This window comes from Pseudomonas asiatica, assembly GCF_009932335.1.
Taxonomy (GTDB): Bacteria; Pseudomonadota; Gammaproteobacteria; order Pseudomonadales; family Pseudomonadaceae; genus Aquipseudomonas; species Aquipseudomonas asiatica.
Window position 1 is genome coordinate 2,388,559 of record NZ_BLJF01000001.1, and the last position, 18,749, is coordinate 2,407,307.

An 18,749-nucleotide genomic window follows, 5' to 3' on the forward strand; every position below is an offset into this window, starting at 1 on the left:
GAACCTATAACGACATGTCCCTTCCAAAGAATCACCTGGAACTGCTCAGCCCTGCCCGTGACGTGGCCATCGCCCGCGAAGCGATCCTGCACGGCGCAGACGCCATCTACATCGGTGGCCCTAGCTTCGGCGCGCGCCATAACGCCTGCAACGAAGTCAGCGATATCGCCGAACTGGTCGAGTTCGCCCATCGCTACCATGCACGCGTGTTCACCACCATCAACACCATCCTCCACGACAACGAGCTGGAGCCCGCGCGCAAGCTGATCCACCAGCTGTACGACGCTGGTGTCGACGCACTGATCGTGCAGGACCTCGGGGTGATGGAGCTGGACATCCCGCCGATCGAGCTGCACGCCAGCACCCAGACCGACATCCGCACCCTGGAACGGGCCAGGTTCCTCGACCAGGCCGGCTTCTCCCAGCTGGTGCTGGCGCGTGAGCTGAACCTGCAGCAGATCCGCGCCATCGCCGCCGAAACCGACGCCGCCATCGAATTCTTCATCCACGGTGCGCTGTGCGTGGCCTTCTCCGGCCAGTGCAACATCTCCCATGCGCAGACCGGCCGCAGCGCCAACCGCGGCGACTGCTCGCAAGCCTGCCGCCTGCCCTACACCCTGAAGGATGACCAGGGCCGCGTGGTCGCGTTCGAGAAGCACCTGCTGTCGATGAAGGACAACAACCAGACCGCCAACCTGGCTGACCTGGTCGACGCCGGCGTGCGCTCGTTCAAGATCGAAGGCCGCTACAAGGACGTGGCCTATGTGAAGAACATCACCGCCCACTACCGCAAGGAACTCGACGCCATCCTCGAAGGCCGCCCTGAGCTGGCCCGTGCCTCCAGCGGCCGCACCCAGCACTTCTTCGTGCCCGACCCGGACAAGACCTTCCACCGCGGCAGCACCGACTACTTCGTCACCGACCGCAAGGTCGACATCGGCGCCTTCGACTCGCCAACCTTCACCGGCCTGCCGGTGGGCGTGGTGGAAAAGGTCGGCAAGCGTGACATGCAGGTGGTCACCGAGGTGCCGCTGACCAACGGTGACGGCCTCAATGTGCTGGTGAAGCGTGAGGTGGTGGGCTTCCGTGCCAACATCGCCGAACCGCGTGGCGAATTCGAGGAAGACGGCGAGAAGCGCTACCGCTACCGCGTCGAGCCCAACGAAATGCCTGAAGGCCTGCACAAGCTGCGGCCCAACCACCCGCTGTCGCGCAACCTCGACCACAACTGGCAGCAGGCCCTGCAACGCACCTCGGCCGAGCGCCGCGTCGGCGTGCAATGGCACGCGGTACTGCGCGAGCAACGCCTGGTGTTGACAGTCACCAGCGAGGAAGGCGTGAGCACGCAAGTGGCACTGGAAGGCCCGTTCGGCCCGGCCAACAAGCCGCAGCAGGCGCTGGACCAGCTGCACGACCTGCTCGGCCAGCTGGGCACCACCATGTACCACGCCGACAGCATCGAGCTGGACGCCCCGCAGGCTTACTTCATCCCCAACTCGCAGCTCAAGGCCCTGCGCCGCGAAGCCATCGAGGCGCTGACTGCAGCACGGGTGCAGGCGCACCCGCGTGGCGGGCGCAAGGCCGAGACCACGCCACCGCCGGTTTACCCAGAGTCGCACCTGTCGTTCCTGGCCAACGTGTACAACCAGAAGGCCCGCGACTTCTACCACCGCCACGGCGTGCAGCTGATCGACGCAGCCTACGAGGCCCATGAAGAGCACGGCGAAGTTCCGGTGATGATTACCAAGCACTGCCTGCGCTTCTCCTTCAACCTGTGCCCCAAGCAGGCCAAGGGCGTGACCGGCGTGCGCACCAAGGTGGCGCCGATGCAGCTGATCCAGGGTGATGAAGTGCTGACCCTGAAGTTCGACTGCAAGCCGTGCGAAATGCACGTGATCGGCAAGATGAAAAGCCACATCATCGACCTGCCGACCCCGGGCAGCGCGGTGGCCCAGGTGGTTGGGCACATCAGCCCGGAAGACTTGCTGAAGACCATTCCGCGCGGGCCGCATTGATCGGTGGCCTGCAAGGGCCTTTTTGCGGCTGAAGCCGCCTGCATGATGATACTCGAAGGGGTGGTGGGACGACTCGGGAAGACCCGACAATGCTCGCCTGCAAAAAACCGTTTGCCCCCGCGCAAACCTGCGCCCGCCAAGCCCTTCTTGTACACTCCTCGCATTAGCCCCCACCTGCACATTTTTTTGGTGAACGCATGATCGAGGTAACCGAGGTTTCCATTGCCGAGCTGCGCGATGCGCTCGAGTCGGGCCGCACGACGGCGGTCGAGCTGGTCCAGGCCTACCTGGCGCGCATCGACGCCTACGATGGCGCCGACACCGCCACCGCCCTGAACGCCGTTGTGGTACGCAACCCCGAGGCGCTGAATGAGGCCGCAGCCTCCGACGCCCGTCGCGCCAAAGGCCAGGTCCTGAGTCCGCTGGACGGCATCCCCTACACCGCCAAGGACAGCTACCTGGTCAAAGGCCTGACCGCTGCCTCCGGCAGCCCTGCCTTCAAGGATCTGGTGGCCCAGCGCGACGCCTTCACCATCGAACGCCTGCGCGCCGCCGGCGCCGTGTGCCTGGGCAAGACCAACATGCCGCCCATGGCCAACGGCGGCATGCAGCGCGGCGTGTATGGCCGCGCCGAAAGCCCGTACAACGCCAACTACCTGACCGCACCGTTCGCCTCGGGCTCGTCCAACGGTGCCGGCACCGCCACTGCCGCCAGTTTCAGTGCCTTCGGCCTGGCCGAAGAAACCTGGTCCAGCGGCCGTGGCCCGGCATCCAACAATGGCCTGTGCGCCTATACCCCGTCGCGTGGGGTGATTTCGGTGCGTGGCAACTGGCCGCTCACACCGACCATGGACGTGGTGGTTCCCTATGCCCGTACCATGGCCGACCTGCTGGAAATCCTCGACGTAGTCGTAGCCGACGACGCTGACAAGCGCGGCGACCTGTGGCGCCTGCAACCCTGGGTGCCAATCCCGGCCGCTTCTACGGTGCGCCCGGCTTCGTATCTGGACCTGGCCGTGGATGCCAGCGCGCTCAAGGGCAAGCGCTTTGGCGTGCCACGCATGTACATCAATGCCGATGCCGAAGCCGGTACTTCCGAGAAGCCAGGCATCGGCGGCCCGACTGGCCAGCGCATCCACACCCGCGCCACGGTGATCGACCTGTGGCAGCAGGCCCGCCAGGCACTGGAGGCGGCTGGTGCCGAAGTACTGGAAGTGGACTTCCCGCTGGTGTCCAACTGCGAAGGCGACCGCCCGGGGGCACCGACTGTGTACAACCGCGGCATCGTTAGCAAGGAATTCCTGCATGACGAGCTGTGGGAGCTGTCGGGCTGGGCCTTCGACGACTTCCTGCGCGCCAACGATGACCCCAGGCTCAACCGCCTGGCCGATGTCGACGGGCCGCAGATCTTCCCCCACGACCCGGGCACCCTGCCCAACCGTGAGGACGACCTGGCCGCTGGCATGGACGAGTACGTCAACATGGCCAAGCGTGGCCTGAAGACCTGGGACCAGATCGAGACCCTGCCCGACGGCCTGCGCGGCCTGGAGCAGACCCGCAAGATCGACCTGGAAGACTGGATGGACAACCTGGGCCTGGACGCGGTGCTGTTCCCCACCGTGGCCGACGTGGGCCCGGCGGATGCCGACGTCAACCCGGCGTCGGCGGACATCGCCTGGAGCAACGGTATCTGGGTGGCCAACGGCAACCTGGCAATCCGTCACCTGGGCGTGCCTACCGTGACCGTGCCAATGGGCGTGATGGCCGATATCGGCATGCCGGTGGGGCTGACCTTTGCTGGCCGGGCTTACAGCGACAATGCGCTGCTCAGCTTTGGTGCAGCCTTCGAGGCGACCGGGTCGCGTCGAATGATCCCGCCGCGTACCCCGCCCCTGGGCTGAGTACTGGGGCTGCATCGCCGCCTATCTACCTCGATCCGTGCGCAATTCCTGTAGGAGCGGCCTTGTGTCGCGATAGGGCTGCGAAGCAGCCCCAACAATCTGTGCATGTACGCTGAAAACCTGGGGCTGCTTCGCAGCCCTATCGCGACACAAGGCCGCTCCTACAGGGCTGTGCAGTCCACAACAGATCGCAAAATTCAACTTTATGTGTAAAAATACACAAAACGTTGATTTTGCGATCTGCCATGCCTATCACCCCAAGCGAAGAACGCCAGCTCACCCTCACCGTCCTCAAGGCCGCCATCCAGGCCCTGGGCAGCGTTGCCGCGCGCAACATGGAAATCCTCCTGCACGACCTCGACCACCCGGAACACTCCGTGGTGGCGATCGTCAACGGCCATCTTTCCGGGCGCAGCGTCGGTAGCCCAATCCTCGCCGCCCCGGAACAGGACCAGGGTTTCAAGGCGCTGATGCAGGCCTCGGCCGATCAGCACGGCTGCGAGCCGGTGGTGCTGCCCGACTACCCCACCACGCTGAAGGGCCGCACACTGCGCAGCGCCACGGCCATCTTCCGTGACAGCAGCGGGCACCCCTTCGCCAGCCTTTGCGTCAACACCGACGTCACCGGCCTGGACGCCGCCATGAACTTTCTTCAGCAGTTCCAGCCGCTGGGGGCCATACCTGCCGTCAGTGAACCCGCCGACATGGAACTGCTGATGAGCGAGATAATCCAGGCATCCCTGCAGCGCAGCGGCCAAGGGCGGATGAACAAGCAGGCCAAGGTCGAGGCCGTGCGCGTGATGCAGGAGCGTGGCCTGTTCATCGTCAAGGGCGGCGTGGAAAAGGCCGCCAGCGCCCTGGGTGTGACCCGCTACACCGTTTACAACTACCTCGAGCAATTGCGCGGAGCCAGCCAATGACCTTGCATATCCATACCCCCCTGATCGAGTCCCGCCCGCTGTCGCTGGCCGCGGACAGCAACGTCTGGCTCAAGCTCGATGCCCTGCAGCCCTGCGGCTCGTTCAAGCTGCGCGGCGTGGGCCATGCCTGCGAGGTGCACCATGCCCGTGGCGCGCGGCACTTCGTGTCTTCCTCGGGCGGCAACGCGGGCCTGGCAGTGGCCTATGCCGGGCGCAAGCTGGGCGTGCCGGTGACCGTGGTAGTGCCCGAGACCACCACCGAGCGGGCCAAAGACCTGCTGCGCCTGGAGGGCGCCAAGGTGGTGGTGCATGGCAGCTCCTGGCAAGAGGCCAACGCCCTGGCGCAGACCTTGGTCGGCCCGGATGACGCCTTCATCCACCCATTCGACGACCCGCTGCTGTGGGCCGGGCATGCCAGCCTGGTGGATGAAGTCGCCGAGGCCGGCGTGAAACCGGATGCCGTGGTGTTGTCGGTAGGCGGTGGTGGTTTGCTCAGTGGTGTGGTCGAGGGGCTACAGCGTAACGGCTGGGGCGATGTGCCGGTGCTGGCGGTGGAAACCGAGGGCGCGGCATCGCTGCATGCGGCCATGCGGGCGGGGCATTCGGTGGAGCTGGAACGTATTGCCTCGGTGGCGACGTCGCTGGGGGCCAAGCGTGTGGCTGACCAGGCGCTGGTGTGCGTGCAGCAGCATCCGGTGCACAGCCACCTGGTCACTGACCGCGCTGCGCTGGAGGCGTGCGAGCGGTTCCTGCTGGACCATCGCGTGCTGGTGGAGCCTGCATGTGGGGCGGCTTTGGCGTTGGCCTATGCACCGGGCGCCCTGGCGCAGTACCAGAATGTGCTGGTGGTGGTTTGTGGCGGGGCTACCGCCACGCTGGAGCAGATCCAGGCATGGTTGCAGCAGGTTGATTGAGGTTGCCTGTACCGGCCTCTTCGCGGGCTTGCCCGCTCCCACAGGAACCGCGCATTTTCTGAGCCTCGCGCTAAACCTGTGGGAGCGGGTTCACCCGCGAACACCGGCGGAGCCGGTGCCATCCAATACAACACTCATCGGATTCTCCTTGCGGCACCCGGTTGCTGATTACGATAGTCACATGCCGCTGTTCTACTGAGCCCGCCGCAACCGGAAAAATCCTCTCGCAACAGCGTCAACCACGACGAAATGCGTAACCCACCCTTTCGGTCTGCGGCAAGTGAAGGCACAATGCGTGTCCTTTTTTTGGCCGGCCTGGCCGGGGGCCTTTAAATGATCAAGACGCCGTACTACCTCATCGATAAAACCAAGCTGCTGGGCAACATGGAGAAGATCGCCTACGTGCGCGAACACTCCGGCGCCAAGGCACTGCTCGCCCTCAAGTGCTTTGCCACCTGGTCAGTCTTCGACCTGATGCAACAGTACATGGACGGCACCACCTCTTCGTCGCTGTACGAGCTCAAGCTCGGCCGCCAGAAGTTCGCCGGCGAAACCCACGCCTACAGCGTGGCCTGGGCCGACGACGAGGTCGAGGAAATGCTCGAGAACTGCGACAAGATCATCTTCAACTCGATCGGCCAGCTACAGCGCTTCGCCGAACAGTCCGAAGGCAAGGTCCGTGGCCTGCGCGTCAACCCGCAGGTCAGCAGCTCCGACTACCTGCTGGCAGACCCTGCCCGCCCGTTCAGCCGCCTGGGCGAATGGGACCCGGCCAAGGTCGAACAGGTGATCGAGCAGATTTCCGGCTTCATGTTCCACAACAACTGCGAGAACGGCGACTTCGGCCTGTTCGACAAGATGCTCACGCACATCGAAGAGCGCTTCGGCCACCTGCTGCACAAGGTCGAGTGGGTCAGCCTCGGTGGCGGCATCCATTTCACCGGTGAAGACTACGCGCTGGACGCCTTCTGCGCGCGCCTGAAAGCCTTCTCGGAAAAGTACGGCGTGCAGGTGTACCTGGAGCCGGGCGAAGCGGCCATCACCAACAGCGCCTCGCTGGAAGTGACCGTGCTCGACACCCTGTACAACGGCAAGCACCTGGCCGTAGTCGACAGCTCGATCGAAGCGCACATGCTCGACCTGCTGATCTACCGCCTCAACGCCAAGATGGCCCCCAACGACGGCGCGCACACCTACATGGTCTGCGGCAAGTCGTGCCTGGCCGGTGACATCTTCGGCGAATACCAATTCGATCGTCCGCTGGCCATCGGTGATCGCCTGTCGTTCGTCGACGCGGCGGGTTACACCATGGTCAAGAAAAACTGGTTCAACGGTCTGAAAATGCCATCCATCGTGGTCAAGCAACTCGACGGCAGCGTCGAAGTGGTGCGCGAGTTCGGTTTCGAAGACTACGTTTCCAGCCTGTCGTAAGACCGGCTTTCAGTAAGGAGCAAGGGATAAATTGAAGAAGAACGTTCTTATCATTGGTGCAGGAGGTGTCGCCAAGGTGGTGGCCCACAAGTGCGCGCAGCATAACGACGAACTGGGTCGTATCGCCATCGCGTCACGGAACATCTCCAAATGCCAGGCCATCATCGACAGCGTCAAGGCCAAGGGTAGCCTCAAGGTACCCGCCGACATCCAGGCCTTCTCGCTCAATGCCCTCGATGTCGAGGCTACCAAGGCGCTGATCCGCGAGACCGAATCGCAGATCGTGATCAACGTTGGTTCCGCCTTCCTCAACATGTCGGTGCTGCGTGCCTGCATCGATACCGGTGTCGCCTATCTGGACACCGCCATCCACGAAGAGCCGGGCAAGATCTGCGAGACCCCGCCGTGGTACGGCAACTACGAGTGGAAACACCTCGAAGAGTGCCAGGCAAAGAACATTACCGCCATTCTCGGCGTCGGTTTCGACCCGGGTGTGGTGAACAGCTACGCCAAGCTGGCGCAGCAACAGTATTTCGACAGCATTGACTCGATCGACATCCTCGACGTCAATGCCGGTTCGCATGGCAAGTACTTCGCCACCAACTTCGACCCGGAAATCAACTTCCGTGAATTCACCGGGCAAGTGTGGAGCTGGCAGAACAGCCAGTGGACCAGCAACACCATGTTCGAGGTCAAGCGTACCGACGACCTGCCGGTGGTGGGTTCGCAGAACCTGTACCTGACCGGCCACGATGAGGTTCACTCGATTTCGAAGAACCTCAACGTGCCGAACGTGCGTTTCTGGATGAGCTTCGGCGAGCACTACATCAACGTGTTCACCGTGCTGAAGAACCTGGGCCTGCTCTCCGAGCAACCGGTGAAAACCGCCGAAGGCCTGGAAGTGGTACCGCTGAAAGTGGTCAAGGCCGTGCTGCCGGACCCAGCCTCTCTGGCCCCGGGCTACACCGGCAAGACCTGCATCGGTGACCTGGTCAAGGGCACCAAGGATGGCCAGCCGCGCGAAGTGTTCATCTACAACGTGGCCGACCACGAAGAAGCCTACGCCGAGACCGACAGCCAGGGTATTTCCTACACCGCCGGTGTACCGCCAGTGGCTGCCGCCCTGCTGGTCGCCCGTGGCGAGTGGGATGCCAAGCGCATGGTCAACGTCGAGGAGCTGCCAGCCGAGCCGTTCCTCAAGGCACTGGACGTCATGGGCCTGCCGACCCGCGTCAAGGATGAAAAAGGCGATCGTCCTTGGGACGCTGAAGCCTAAGCAGCAAAGCAGAGGGGGCGCCATCAAGGCGCCCCCTCTGCTTTTGCAGGCCACGTGTAAGTCTAGATGCCCTGGCCAGAGGCCTTTGCCTGCTGAGCCAGCTTTTCCAGCAATACCTTGGCCAGCGCCTTGTCCGAGAACGGGTTCTGCCCGGTGATGAGTTCGCGGTCCACCACCACATTGGGTTGCCAGGCCTTGGCGTAGCCCATGTCGCCCCCTGCCATTGCCATGGCGTTGGCCGGGTAGAACAGCAGCCGCTGGTCCTTGAGCGAACCTTCGAATACCTGCTCCTCCGGGTCGGAGAAAATGGTCATCTTGTAACCCTTGTACAACCAGTCGATGGCTGCCGGCTTTTCACCACGCGCCAGCGCCGACTGGTAGCTGGCCGGGTCCTGCTGGGCCGAGAGCAAGGCGATGGGGCCGTGGCAGATCGCGGCTGTAGGCTTGCCGGCTTGATGGAAATGCCGCAGCAAGGCACCCACGTCCGGGTTGTTGGCCAGGTCGATCAACGGCGCATGGCCGCCGGGGATGAACAGCCCGGCATAGCGGCCCAGGTCACCTGCCAGTACTTCTTTCACCGACAGGGTATCGTCAATGCCCGGCAAGCCTTGCACGACCTTCTCGATCCGGCGCATCTCCACCGCATCGCCGGCAAAGTAGCTCGGGTCGATCGAACGCTGGTCGACACTCGGGGCATTACCCTTGGGGGTAACCAGCACCAGCTTGTAGCCAGCCTTGAGTAACTGGTCGGCAGGCACGCCGAATTCGTTCAGGTAGTAGCCGGTGGCGTAGCGCTTGCCGTCCTGCAGGGGCAACTGGTGCTCGCTGGACAACAGCACCAGCACCTCTCCCTTTGCCGCAGCGTGGGCGCCGGTGGCAAGCAGGGTGCTGGCAACAGCCAGGGCAAGCCGGGACATCTTGGTCATGCAACAATCTCCTGATCAGGCAAATAGAGCTGTCCGCTCATGTTGGCGGGGATGCGTTCATGCTAACGGCAAGGCTATGATTCGATAATTCGAAAGCTCTCATGCCTGTGATCCAGAAAATGAATATCTCCAGCAAGGACTTCAACCTGCTGTACCTGTTCCATGTGCTGTACCAGGAACGCAACGCCACCTTCGCCGCCCAGCGCATGGCGCTGAGCCAGCCGGCCCTAAGCCACAAACTCAACAAGCTGCGCCATCAGTTTGGCGACCCGCTGTTCGTGCGCGCGCCCAGGGGCCTGACCCCGACGCCACGCGCCCACGAACTGGCGCCTGAGGTAGAACGCCTGGTCGTGGGCCTGGAAGGTTTTTATGAGCGCTGCGAAGGGCAGGACTTCCTCGCCCGCCCTGCCCGACTGCACCTGTACAGCACCGATTATGTGGAGCAGACCCTGTTGCCCAGGCTGCTGCCGATCCTGCGTAGCCAGGCACCGAACCTGACGCTGGTCACCTGCAACACCCGCGGTCTGCTGCCTCGCGAAGAACTGGAGAAAGGCACCTGTGACCTGGCCGTTGCCGGGTTCTACACCGACCTGCCGGAAACCTTCCACCAACAGCGCCTGCTCAGTGAACCCTTGGTAGTGCTGGCCTCGCGCAGCCATCCAGGCCTGGAAAACGGCCTGGACCTCGATACCTTCCTTGCCAGCGACCACCTGCTTACCACCCTCACCGGCGACCTCGATGGCCTGGTCGACCGCGCCTTGCGCAGCCAGGGCATGCAACGGCGGGTCGTGGCTGGCCTGTCGAGTTTCCTGGCTCCCATGCGCCTGCTGCGCGGCACCGATCTGCTGCTCACCTGCCTGCGCTCACTGGCCACCGAAGCCGTCGAACGTGACGACGACCTGCTCATGTACCCGCTGCCGCTGACATTGCCAGCGATCGAGGTGATGCAGATCTGGCACGAACGCACCCACGCCGACCCCTTGCGCCGCTGGTTTCGCCAACAGCTGTGGAACGTCGCCCAAGAGGCAGCCGCCTGCGCGAGTAACAATTTCTAAACAACGATGTGACATTTTTTTTCAGCTTTCTCGCCAAGGAGCTGTCAGATGAAGGTCACGGTTTTCGGTACCGGCTATGTCGGCCTCACCCAGGCAGTGTGCCTGGCCCAGGTGGGCCATTCGGTGTTGTGCATGGATGTCGACGCCGAGCGGGTCGCCAGCCTCAATGCAGGCCATTGCCCGATCTTCGAGCCCGGCCTTGCGCCGATGCTGGAGAAGAACCTGGCGTGCGGTCGCCTTCGCTTCACCACCGACGCCAGCGAAGCGGCCAACTACGCAAAGGTGCAGTTCATTGCCGTCGGCACCCCGCCTCAGGCCGATGGCAGCGCCGACCTGAAGCACGTGTTCGCCGTGGTCGACAGCATCCTCGAACATGCCGATGGCCCCAAGTTGATCGTCAACAAATCCACCGCACCGGTTGGTACGGTGCACCGCATCAAGGCGCGCATCGCCCAGGCCGTGGCCGATACCAGCCGCTTGCGCGTCGTCAGCAACCCCGAGTTCCTCAAGGAGGGCTCGGCGGTCGATGACTGCATGCGCCCGGAGCGCATCATCATCGGTGGCGCGGAACCCGCCGAAGTAGAGCTGCTGCGCGAGCTGTACCTGCCGTTCAGCCGCAACCGCGAAAAACTGATGGTGATGGACGCGCGCAGCGCCGAGCTGACCAAGTACGCGGCCAACTGCATGCTGGCGACCAAGATCTCGTTCATCAACGAAATCGCCAACCTGGCCGAGCATCTGGGCGCCGACATCGAACTGGTGCGCCGCGGCATCGGCTCGGACCCGCGCATCGGCTACGACTTCATCTATGCCGGCTGCGGCTTTGGCGGCTCATGCTTCCCCAAGGACCTGCAAGCCCTGCGCCGCAGCGCCGAGGCCGAGGGCTTCGAACCACAGTTGCTGCGTGCGGTGGAATCGGTCAACGAGCAGCAAAAGAACCGGCTGTTCGGCAAGATCCAACGCCACTACCCACGCGGCCTGCGAGGCAAGGTCTTCGCCGTGTGGGGGTTGTCGTTCAAGCCCAATACCAACGACATTCGCGAGGCCTCCAGCCGAGTCTTGCTGGAAGCGCTGTGGGCCGCCGGCGCGCGGGTGCAGGCCCATGACCCGCAGGCCATGGAGGAAATCCAGCGGCACTATGGCGCCCGCGCCGACCTGCAACTGGTACCGCGCAAGGACGACGCGCTGCGCGGCGCCGATGCCCTGGTGATCATCACCGAATGGCAGGAATACCGCGTGCTCAACCTGGACAAGGTGCCGCAACAACTGGCCGACCGGGTGGTGTTCGACGGGCGCAACCTGTTCGAACCCGAGCACATGGCCGCCGCCGGCCTGACTTACTACGGCATCGGTCGCGGCCAGGTGCAGCCAGCATGCCCGTACTGATTACCGGCGTGGCCGGCTTCATCGGCGACCACATTGCACGGCGCCTGTGCGAAGCAGGCATCGAGGTGGTCGCCGCATGGTACTTTGCTACGGCGTAACGGCGCCCTCGGGAGGATTCAGTTGCAACACCTCGTTGGTGTATGCCCACTCCTTCTGCACCTGGTCCGGGTGGTCGTTAAGGCGGATGCCGTAGGACGGGATGATCTGCCTGATCTTCGCCTGCCACTGCGGCGATGCCATCTTGTCCTTGAACACCTTGCTCAGCACATCGAGCATGATCGGCGGCGCGGTCGAGGCGCCAGGCGAAGCACCCAGCAATCCTGCAATGCTGCCATCATTGGACGTCACCACTTCAGTGCCGAGCTTGAGCACACCACCCAATGCTTCGTCCTTCTTGATGATCTGCACCCGCTGGCCCGCCTGCCACAGCCGCCAGTCCTCCTTCTTCGCCTCGGGGAAGTAGGTGCGCAACGCTTCGAAACGGTCATCGTCAGATTGCAGCACCTGGCCGATCAGGTACTGCACCAGGTCGAACTCGCGCACCCCAACCCTTACCATCGGCCAGGCATTGTGCACACTGGCGCTGGCGAACAGGTCAAGCAGCGAGCCCTGCTTGAGGAACTTGGTCGAGAAGGTGGCGAACGGCCCGAACAGGATCATGCGCTTGCCATCGAGCACACGGGTGTCCAGGTGCGGCACCGACATCGGTGGTGCGCCGGTGGCGGCGATACCGTAGGCCTTGGCCATGTGACGCTGGGCGATGGCCGGGTTGTCGGTGACCAGGAACGAACCACCGACCGGGAAACCGGCATAGTCCTTGGCCTCCTCGATACCCGACTTCTGCAGCAGTGGCAGCGCTGCACCACCTGCGCCGATGAACAGTAACCTGGCGTCGGTGGCCGCATTGCTGCCGTCCTTGAGGTTCTTGTATTCGACATGCCAGGAGCCGTCGTCGTTGCGGGTGATCGCCTGCACTTCGGTCGACAGCTTGAGGTCGAAGTTCGGCCGGGTCTGCAGATAGCCCACGTATTGCCGGGTGATCTCGCCAAAGTTGACGTCGGTGCCGATCGGGGTCCAGGTCACGGCCAGTTTCTGGTTGGGGTCGCGGCCCTCCATCATCAACGGTACCCACTTGCGGATCTGCTCGTGGTCCTCGGAGTACTGCATGGGCTTGAACAACGGACTGGCCTGCAGCGCCTCGTAGCGCTTCTTCAGGAAGCGAATGTTGTCGTCGCCCCAGACGAAGCTCATGTGCGGGGTAGTATTGATGAAGGAATGCGGGTTCTTCAGCACGCCCTGCTTGACCTGCCAGGCGAGGAACTGACGGGTGACCTGGAACGACTCGTTGATCTCCACCGCCTTGCTGATATCGACCTTGCCGTCCTTCTCCGGGGTGTAGTTCAGTTCGGCCAGGGCCGAGTGGCCGGTACCAGCGTTGTTCCAGCCGTTGGAGCTTTCTTCGGCGACCTTGTCCAGGCGCTCGACCATTTCCATCGACCAACCCGGCTCCAGCTCATTGAGCCAGACGGCCAGGGTTGAACTCATGATGCCGCCGCCCACCAGCATGACATCGACCCTTCTGGTTTCCGCGGCCTGGGCATCGAGCATGCCGAATGCCAAGGCCAGCCCGGTCAGCGCCAGTACCGGCTTGATGGTGATCCTCATAACCTCCCCCTTGCCTCGTTGCTATCCGTAAGTCAGCCACAAGCTTAGATGACGGATTTGGTCGGGCGTGGCTAGTGCACAATCACTTGCAATCCGTCACGTCTCAAAATACTGTATGAATATTCAGTATCACAGGTCAGACCCATGCAACTCATCGCCAAACTCGGCATCCTTGCCGATGCTGCCAAGTACGACGCATCCTGCGCCAGCAGCGGCGCGCCCAAACGCAACTCGCGCGGGGCTGATGGGCTGGGTGCTACCAATGGCATGGGCATCTGTCACAGCTACACCCCTGATGGGCGCTGCGTATCGCTGCTCAAGGTGCTGCTGACCAACTTTTGCCTCTACGACTGCCAGTACTGCGTCAACCGCCGATCCAGCAACGTGCCACGCGCACGCTTCAGCCCCGAGGAAGTGGTCCGGCTGACCCTGGACTTCTACCGGCGCAACTGCATAAGCGGCCTGTTCCTCAGCTCCGGCATCATCCGTTCGGCGGACTACACCATGGAGCAGCTGGTCCGTGTGGCGCGGCTGTTGCGCGAAGAGCACGACTTCCGTGGCTACATCCACCTCAAGACCATCCCCGATGCCGACCCGTTGCTGATCGAGGAGGCAGGGCGCCTGGCAGACCGGCTCAGCGTCAACATCGAGCTGCCGACCGACGCCAGCCTGAAACGCCTGGCACCGGAAAAACAGGCGCACACGATTCGCCAGGCCATGGGCGTGATCCACCAGGGCCAGCAAGCTGTGGCCCACGAACCCAAGGCGCCGCGCTTTACCCCGGCCGGGCAAAGCACCCAGGTGATCGTCGGGGCCGACAGCACCGACGACAGCACACTGCTGCGCAATGCCGAATCGCTGTACCAAGGCTACGGCCTCAAGCGTGTGTACTACTCCGCCTTCAGCCCCATCCCTGACAGCCCCGGCAGCGTCCCCCTGGCCGCACCACCGCTGCTGCGCGAGCACCGTCTGTACCAGGCTGACTTCCTGTTGCGTGGCTATGGCTACAAGGCCGGCGAGCTGCTGGGCCAGAGCGGCAACCTGGCACTGGACATCGACCCCAAGCTGGCCTGGGCGCTGGCCAACCGCGACGTGTTCCCGCTGGATGTGAACCGTGCCGAGCCGGCGCTACTGGCGCGCATCCCCGGCATCGGCCTGCGCAGCGTGCAGCGCCTGGTAGCCCTGCGACGCGAACGGCGCATTCGGTACGATGACCTGATCCAGTTGCGCTGCGTGCTGGACAAGGCGCGGCCATTCATTGTCACCAGCGACTACCGCCCGCCCCAGGCCGAACTGCGCAGCGGCCTGCTGAGGGCGCGCTTGCGTGAGCCGCAGGCCCCGGTGCAGATGGGTTTGTGGGGATGATCGCGCTCGATTGCGACGGCCTGTTCGCCACCTGGCGTGACCAGGCCCGGGTGTTGTTGGGGCATGGCATCGACCCGTCGGAGGTCACCTGGGCGCAAGGGCCGGTGGCTGATTTGCTGGCCGTACCGACAGCGCTGCCGGAAGGCTCCGGTCCCTTTCGCGCCAAAGTGCCTGCGGCGCTGCTCGGCCAGCTGGAACAGGCGGCCCGCTACCGTGGCGAGCACCGCTGGAACCTGCTTTACGAGGTACTGTGGCGGGTGGCCCATGGCGACCGCACTGCAATGCTGCCGGGTGACCGATTGGGCAGTGAGCTGCATAGACGGATCAAGCAGGTCAATCGCGAAGCACACCACCTGCATGCGTTTGTACGCTTCGTACCACTACCCGAAGTATTGGCTGAACAGCTGCAACTCGACCTGGTGGCCTATCACGAGCCGGCGCATGACATTCTCGAAAGCGCCAGTGGGCATTTCGCCGACCGCCTGGGGCGTTTGCGCTGGATGATTGCCACGGCCCACGACGGCATACGCTTCGATGGCCAGGCATTCGACTACCAGCGACAGTGCCCCGAACCCTGGCGCCAATGGGCCCGCAACGCCGAAGACCCTGGTGCCGAATTATGGCGCACCTACTATCGTCATACCTTCAACCCCGCCCGCCTCAACCCCGACGCCTTGCGCTTGCACATGCCCGGGCGGTTCTGGCGCCATTTGCCGGAGGGCATGCTGATTCCGCAGCTCGAAGGCCTGGCTCGGCAAGGCAAGCAACGGGACGGCCAAGCACTGGAGGTCGCCTCTCAGGCTGGCAAACAAATCAGCAGGCCCATACGGTAGTTGCGTATTCGCAAACCTTGATCAGTGGCAGTTTCTTCGCGGGCATGCCCGCTCCCACAGGTATTGCACAGTTCTCGAAGTGTGTAGAGATCCGGCGGGAGCGGGCGCGCCCGCGAAACAGCCAAAAGCAATCTCAAGCCGAACGATCAGCCGCCACAGCCGTCATAACCTGAGCCGCTGCCGACACGCAAAGAGGACGCGAAATGACCCAACCCGACCCGTCATACGTCAAATGGCTCGAAGACCGCGCCATGCTCAAGGCCTCCCAGCAACGCACCCACCTGTACTCGGGCCAGTCGCGCCTGTGGCAACAGCCCTACGCCGAAGCGCAGCCCCGCCGCGCCACTGAAATCGCTTCGGTCTGGCTGACCGTCTACCCCGATGCCATCATCGCCCCCGAAGGTTGTTCGGTGCTTGGCGCCTTGGGCCACGAGGCGCTGTGGAAGCGTTTGTCGGAGATCGGCATTCAGGGCCTGCACACCGGCCCGATCAAGTTATCCGGCGGCATTCGTGGCCGTGAACTCACCCCCAGCGTGGACGGCAACTTCGACCGCATCAGTTTCGACATCGATCCGCTGTACGGCAGCGAGCAGGAGCTGATCCAGATGAGCCGCATGGCCGCCGCGCACAACGCCGTGACCATCGACGACCTGATCCCCTCGCACACGGGCAAGGGCGCCGACTTTCGCCTGGCCGAGCTGGCCTACGGTCCCTATCCGGGGCTGTACCACATGGTCGAAATCCGCGAGGAAGACTGGCCGCTGCTGCCCGAAGTGCCTGCCGGGCGCGACGCGGTCAACCTGCTGCCGGCCCAGTGCGACGAGCTCAAGGCCCGCCATTACATCGTCGGCCAGCTGCAACGGGTTATCTTCTTCGAACCAGGTGTGAAGGAAACCGACTGGAGCGCCACGCCGCCGGTGACCGGTGTAGATGGCAAGACCCGGCGCTGGGTGTACCTGCACTACTTCAAGGAAGGCCAGCCATCGCTGAACTGGCTGGACCCGACCTTCGCCGCCCAGCAGATGATCATTGGCGATGCCCTGCACGCCCTGGACTGCCTGGGTGCACGTGGCCTGCGCCTGGATGCCAACGGTTTTCTCGGTGTGGAGACCCGCGCCAGCGGCACTGCCTGGTCGGAAAGCCACCCGCTGTCGATCGTCGGCAACCAACTGATCGGCGGCATGATCCGCAAGGCCGGCGGTTTCAGCTTCCAGGAACTGAACCTGACCCTCGACGACATCGCGCAGATGTCCAGGGGCGGTGCCGACCTGTCCTACGATTTCATTACCCGGCCGGCCTACCAGCATGCGCTGCTGACTGGCGACACCGAGTTCCTGCGCCTGATGCTCAAGGAGATGCATGCTTTCGGCATCGACCCGGCCTCGCTGATCCATGCCTTGCAGAACCACGACGAGCTGACCGTGGAGCTGGTGCATTTCTGGACCCTGCATGCCCACGACATGTACCTGTACAAAGGCCAGACCTTGCCCGGCGGCATCCTGCGCGAGCACATCCGCGAAGAGATCTACGAACGGCTGTCGGGCGAGCATGCACCATACAACCTGCGCTTCGTCACCAATGGCATAGCCTGTACCACGGCCAGCCTGATCGCTGCCGCGCTGGGTATCCGCGACCTTGGGCAGATCGGGGTGGCAGAAATCGAGCTGATCCAGAAGGTGCACCTGCTGCTGGTCATGTACAACGCCATGCAGCCGGGTGTGGTGGCGCTGTCCGGCTGGGACCTGGTAGGCGCCCTGCCCTTGCCAGCCGAAGCGGTCGCCCAGCGGATGCTGGATGGCGATACCCGCTGGATTCACCGCGGCGGCTACGACCTGGCCGGGCTGGAGCCGCAGGCCCAGACGTCTGTGCGTGGCATGCCCCGAGCCCGGGCGCTGTATGGCAGCCTGGACAGCCAGCTGGAGAACGGCGATTCGTTTGCCTGCAAGGTGAAGAAGCTGCTGGCGGTGCGCCAGGCCTATGGCATTGCCACCAGCCGCCAGGTGCTGGTGCCCGAAGTCAGCAGCCCCGGCTTGCTGGTGATGGTGCATGAGCTGCCGGCCGGGCGTGGCATCCAGATCACTGCGCTGAACTTTGGCCAGGAAGTGATTGCCGAGGAGCTGCAACTGACCGGGTTCACGCCGGGGCCGGTGGTGGACATGATCAATGAAACGGTCGAAGGGGATTTGACCGAGGATGGGCGGCTGATGGTGAACCTGGACCCGTATGAGGCGCTGTGCCTGCGGATCGTCAACAGCAGTGGGCATGTCTGAGTTGGATTTGCCCCATTGCCTTCGCCGGTGAAGCTCTGAACGGCAGCCACGCGACTCCTGTGGGTTTCCAGTATCCTGACCAATGGCTGGCTTGCTTTTACCGCTCCACGGGCATAGCGTTCGGAAGTTTTCTTTTCCGTGCCCAGGAGCAACTCCATGTACACCGGCATCGTCCAGGCCGTCCGCCCTCTGCTTGATGTGACCACCTACCCGGGCCACAACCAGTTCACCATAGACCTCACCCCGGAATTGCTCGACGAGCTGAAGATCGGCGCCAGCGTCAGTGTCGAAGGCACCTGCCTGTCGGTCACCGAAATCAACGGCACCCAGGTCAGGTTCGACGCCATGACCGCCACCCTCGAGCGCACCAACCTGCGCAACTTCAAGGCCGGCCAGGGCGTCAACATCGAACGCTCGGCGAAGATGAACGCCGAAGTCGGCGGCCACCTGATGGCCGGCCACATCGCCACCACCGCCGAAATCGTCGAGCTGTCGATCAAGGAAACCGGCGCCTTCATCAAGTTCCGCATGCCAGCGGAATGGGGCAAGTACGTGTTCCCGCGCGGCTTCATCGGGGTCAACGGCTGCAGCCTGACCGTAGCCGATGCCGAGGACAACGTGATCACCATCAACCTGATCCCGGAAACCCTGCGCCAGACCACCTTCCCCAGCTACAAGGCCGGCGAACTGCTCAACATCGAAGTGGACCACCAGACAATGGTGCTGGTCGATGTGGTGGAGCGCACGATCAAGAGCACCCTGGCCCGCGAAATGCCTCGCTGAGTTCCCGAG

General features: G+C 63.5%; 14 protein-coding genes and 1 pseudogene. 13 read left to right on the forward strand and 2 right to left on the reverse strand.

Annotation, left to right across the window (positions count from 1 at the left end; all coding sequences use genetic code 11):
- Nucleotides 1–14 precede the first annotated feature (14 nt).
- The 6 genes from GYA95_RS11070 to GYA95_RS11095 all read left to right on the forward strand — a co-directional run bounded on the left by GYA95_RS11070 (nt 15) and on the right by GYA95_RS11095 (nt 8,457).
- Nucleotides 15–2,015, forward strand: coding sequence for a peptidase U32 family protein (locus GYA95_RS11070; protein WP_015270614.1), 2,001 nt, complete (start codon nt 15–17; stop codon nt 2,013–2,015).
- Between the two features lie 197 nt (nt 2,016–2,212).
- The gene (locus GYA95_RS11075; RefSeq protein ID WP_015270615.1) at nt 2,213–3,916 is read left to right on the forward strand and encodes an amidase; all 1,704 of its coding nucleotides are present in this window, start codon (nt 2,213–2,215) and stop codon (nt 3,914–3,916) included.
- A 245-nt stretch (nt 3,917–4,161) separates the two neighbouring features.
- Complete coding sequence (locus GYA95_RS11080) at nt 4,162–4,836, forward strand: helix-turn-helix transcriptional regulator (RefSeq protein WP_015270616.1); 675 nt, start codon at nt 4,162–4,164, stop codon at nt 4,834–4,836.
- Nucleotides 4,833–5,750, forward strand: coding sequence for a pyridoxal-phosphate dependent enzyme (locus GYA95_RS11085; protein WP_015270617.1), 918 nt, complete (start codon nt 4,833–4,835; stop codon nt 5,748–5,750). Before GYA95_RS11080 ends, GYA95_RS11085 begins: the two co-directional genes overlap by 4 nt.
- Before the next feature lie 333 nt (nt 5,751–6,083).
- Nucleotides 6,084–7,181 (forward strand): carboxynorspermidine decarboxylase, encoded by a 1,098-nt coding sequence (gene nspC, locus GYA95_RS11090; protein ID WP_013972889.1) that lies wholly within the window; start codon nt 6,084–6,086, stop codon nt 7,179–7,181.
- Between the two features lie 31 nt (nt 7,182–7,212).
- Complete coding sequence (locus GYA95_RS11095; protein ID WP_003248123.1) at nt 7,213–8,457, forward strand: saccharopine dehydrogenase family protein; 1,245 nt, start codon at nt 7,213–7,215, stop codon at nt 8,455–8,457.
- Between the two features lie 62 nt (nt 8,458–8,519).
- Here the strand turns inward: GYA95_RS11095 and GYA95_RS11100 are convergent, their stop codons facing one another.
- Nucleotides 8,520–9,383, reverse strand: coding sequence for a type 1 glutamine amidotransferase domain-containing protein (locus GYA95_RS11100; RefSeq protein ID WP_015270618.1), 864 nt, complete (start codon nt 9,381–9,383; stop codon nt 8,520–8,522).
- Nucleotides 9,384–9,502: 119 nt separating this feature from the next.
- On the opposite strand from GYA95_RS11100, the gene GYA95_RS11105 reads away from it, so the two are divergent.
- The 3 genes and pseudogenes from GYA95_RS11105 to GYA95_RS11115 all read left to right on the forward strand — a co-directional run.
- The gene (locus GYA95_RS11105; RefSeq protein WP_043936190.1) at nt 9,503–10,438 is read left to right on the forward strand and encodes a LysR family transcriptional regulator; all 936 of its coding nucleotides are present in this window, start codon (nt 9,503–9,505) and stop codon (nt 10,436–10,438) included.
- A 48-nt stretch (nt 10,439–10,486) separates the two neighbouring features.
- Nucleotides 10,487–11,824, forward strand: coding sequence for a UDP-glucose dehydrogenase family protein (locus GYA95_RS11110; RefSeq protein ID WP_161551392.1), 1,338 nt, complete (start codon nt 10,487–10,489; stop codon nt 11,822–11,824).
- Nucleotides 11,812–11,895, forward strand: a pseudogene (locus tag GYA95_RS11115) (NAD-dependent epimerase/dehydratase family protein); the annotation flags it as partial. The gene GYA95_RS11110 and the pseudogene GYA95_RS11115, both read left to right, overlap by 13 nt.
- A 16-nt stretch (nt 11,896–11,911) precedes the next feature.
- Here GYA95_RS11115 and mqo read toward each other — a convergent pair.
- Entirely contained in the window at nt 11,912–13,489 is a 1,578-nt protein-coding gene (mqo, locus tag GYA95_RS11120) for a malate dehydrogenase (quinone) (protein ID WP_161551393.1), read from the reverse strand.
- Between the two features lie 144 nt (nt 13,490–13,633).
- On the opposite strand from mqo, the gene GYA95_RS11125 reads away from it, so the two are divergent.
- From GYA95_RS11125 to GYA95_RS11140, 4 genes are all read left to right on the forward strand, one after another.
- A complete protein-coding gene (locus GYA95_RS11125) occupies nt 13,634–14,854 on the forward strand; it encodes a putative DNA modification/repair radical SAM protein (protein ID WP_013972894.1) in 1,221 nt (406 codons plus the stop codon).
- The gene (locus GYA95_RS11130; RefSeq protein ID WP_043935670.1) at nt 14,845–15,687 is read left to right on the forward strand and encodes a TIGR03915 family putative DNA repair protein; all 843 of its coding nucleotides are present in this window, start codon (nt 14,845–14,847) and stop codon (nt 15,685–15,687) included. Before GYA95_RS11125 ends, GYA95_RS11130 begins: the two co-directional genes overlap by 10 nt.
- 203 nt (nt 15,688–15,890) lie before the next feature.
- Nucleotides 15,891–17,957: a maltose alpha-D-glucosyltransferase gene (gene treS, locus GYA95_RS11135; protein ID WP_015270624.1), complete on the forward strand. Its 2,067-nt coding sequence runs from the start codon at nt 15,891–15,893 to the stop codon at nt 17,955–17,957.
- A gap of 156 nt (nt 17,958–18,113) precedes the next feature.
- A complete protein-coding gene (locus GYA95_RS11140) occupies nt 18,114–18,740 on the forward strand; it encodes a riboflavin synthase (RefSeq protein ID WP_015270625.1) in 627 nt (208 codons plus the stop codon).
- Nucleotides 18,741–18,749: the final 9 nt, after the last annotated feature.

Coding starts and splice junctions, on each gene's coding strand:
- GYA95_RS11075 (WP_015270615.1), top strand. CDS start 2,213: ATGATCGAGGTAACCGAGGTTTCCATTGCCGAGCTGCGCGATGCGCTC.
- nspC (WP_013972889.1), top strand. CDS start 6,084: ATGATCAAGACGCCGTACTACCTCATCGATAAAACCAAGCTGCTGGGC.
- treS (WP_015270624.1), top strand. CDS start 15,891: ATGACCCAACCCGACCCGTCATACGTCAAATGGCTCGAAGACCGCGCC.
- GYA95_RS11100 (WP_015270618.1), bottom strand. CDS start 9,383: ATGACCAAGATGTCCCGGCTTGCCCTGGCTGTTGCCAGCACCCTGCTT.
- GYA95_RS11110 (WP_161551392.1), top strand. CDS start 10,487: ATGAAGGTCACGGTTTTCGGTACCGGCTATGTCGGCCTCACCCAGGCA.
- GYA95_RS11125 (WP_013972894.1), top strand. CDS start 13,634: ATGCAACTCATCGCCAAACTCGGCATCCTTGCCGATGCTGCCAAGTAC.
- GYA95_RS11070 (WP_015270614.1), top strand. CDS start 15: ATGTCCCTTCCAAAGAATCACCTGGAACTGCTCAGCCCTGCCCGTGAC.
- GYA95_RS11080 (WP_015270616.1), top strand. CDS start 4,162: ATGCCTATCACCCCAAGCGAAGAACGCCAGCTCACCCTCACCGTCCTC.
- mqo (WP_161551393.1), bottom strand. CDS start 13,489: ATGAGGATCACCATCAAGCCGGTACTGGCGCTGACCGGGCTGGCCTTG.
- GYA95_RS11105 (WP_043936190.1), top strand. CDS start 9,503: ATGAATATCTCCAGCAAGGACTTCAACCTGCTGTACCTGTTCCATGTG.
- GYA95_RS11085 (WP_015270617.1), top strand. CDS start 4,833: ATGACCTTGCATATCCATACCCCCCTGATCGAGTCCCGCCCGCTGTCG.
- GYA95_RS11140 (WP_015270625.1), top strand. CDS start 18,114: ATGTACACCGGCATCGTCCAGGCCGTCCGCCCTCTGCTTGATGTGACC.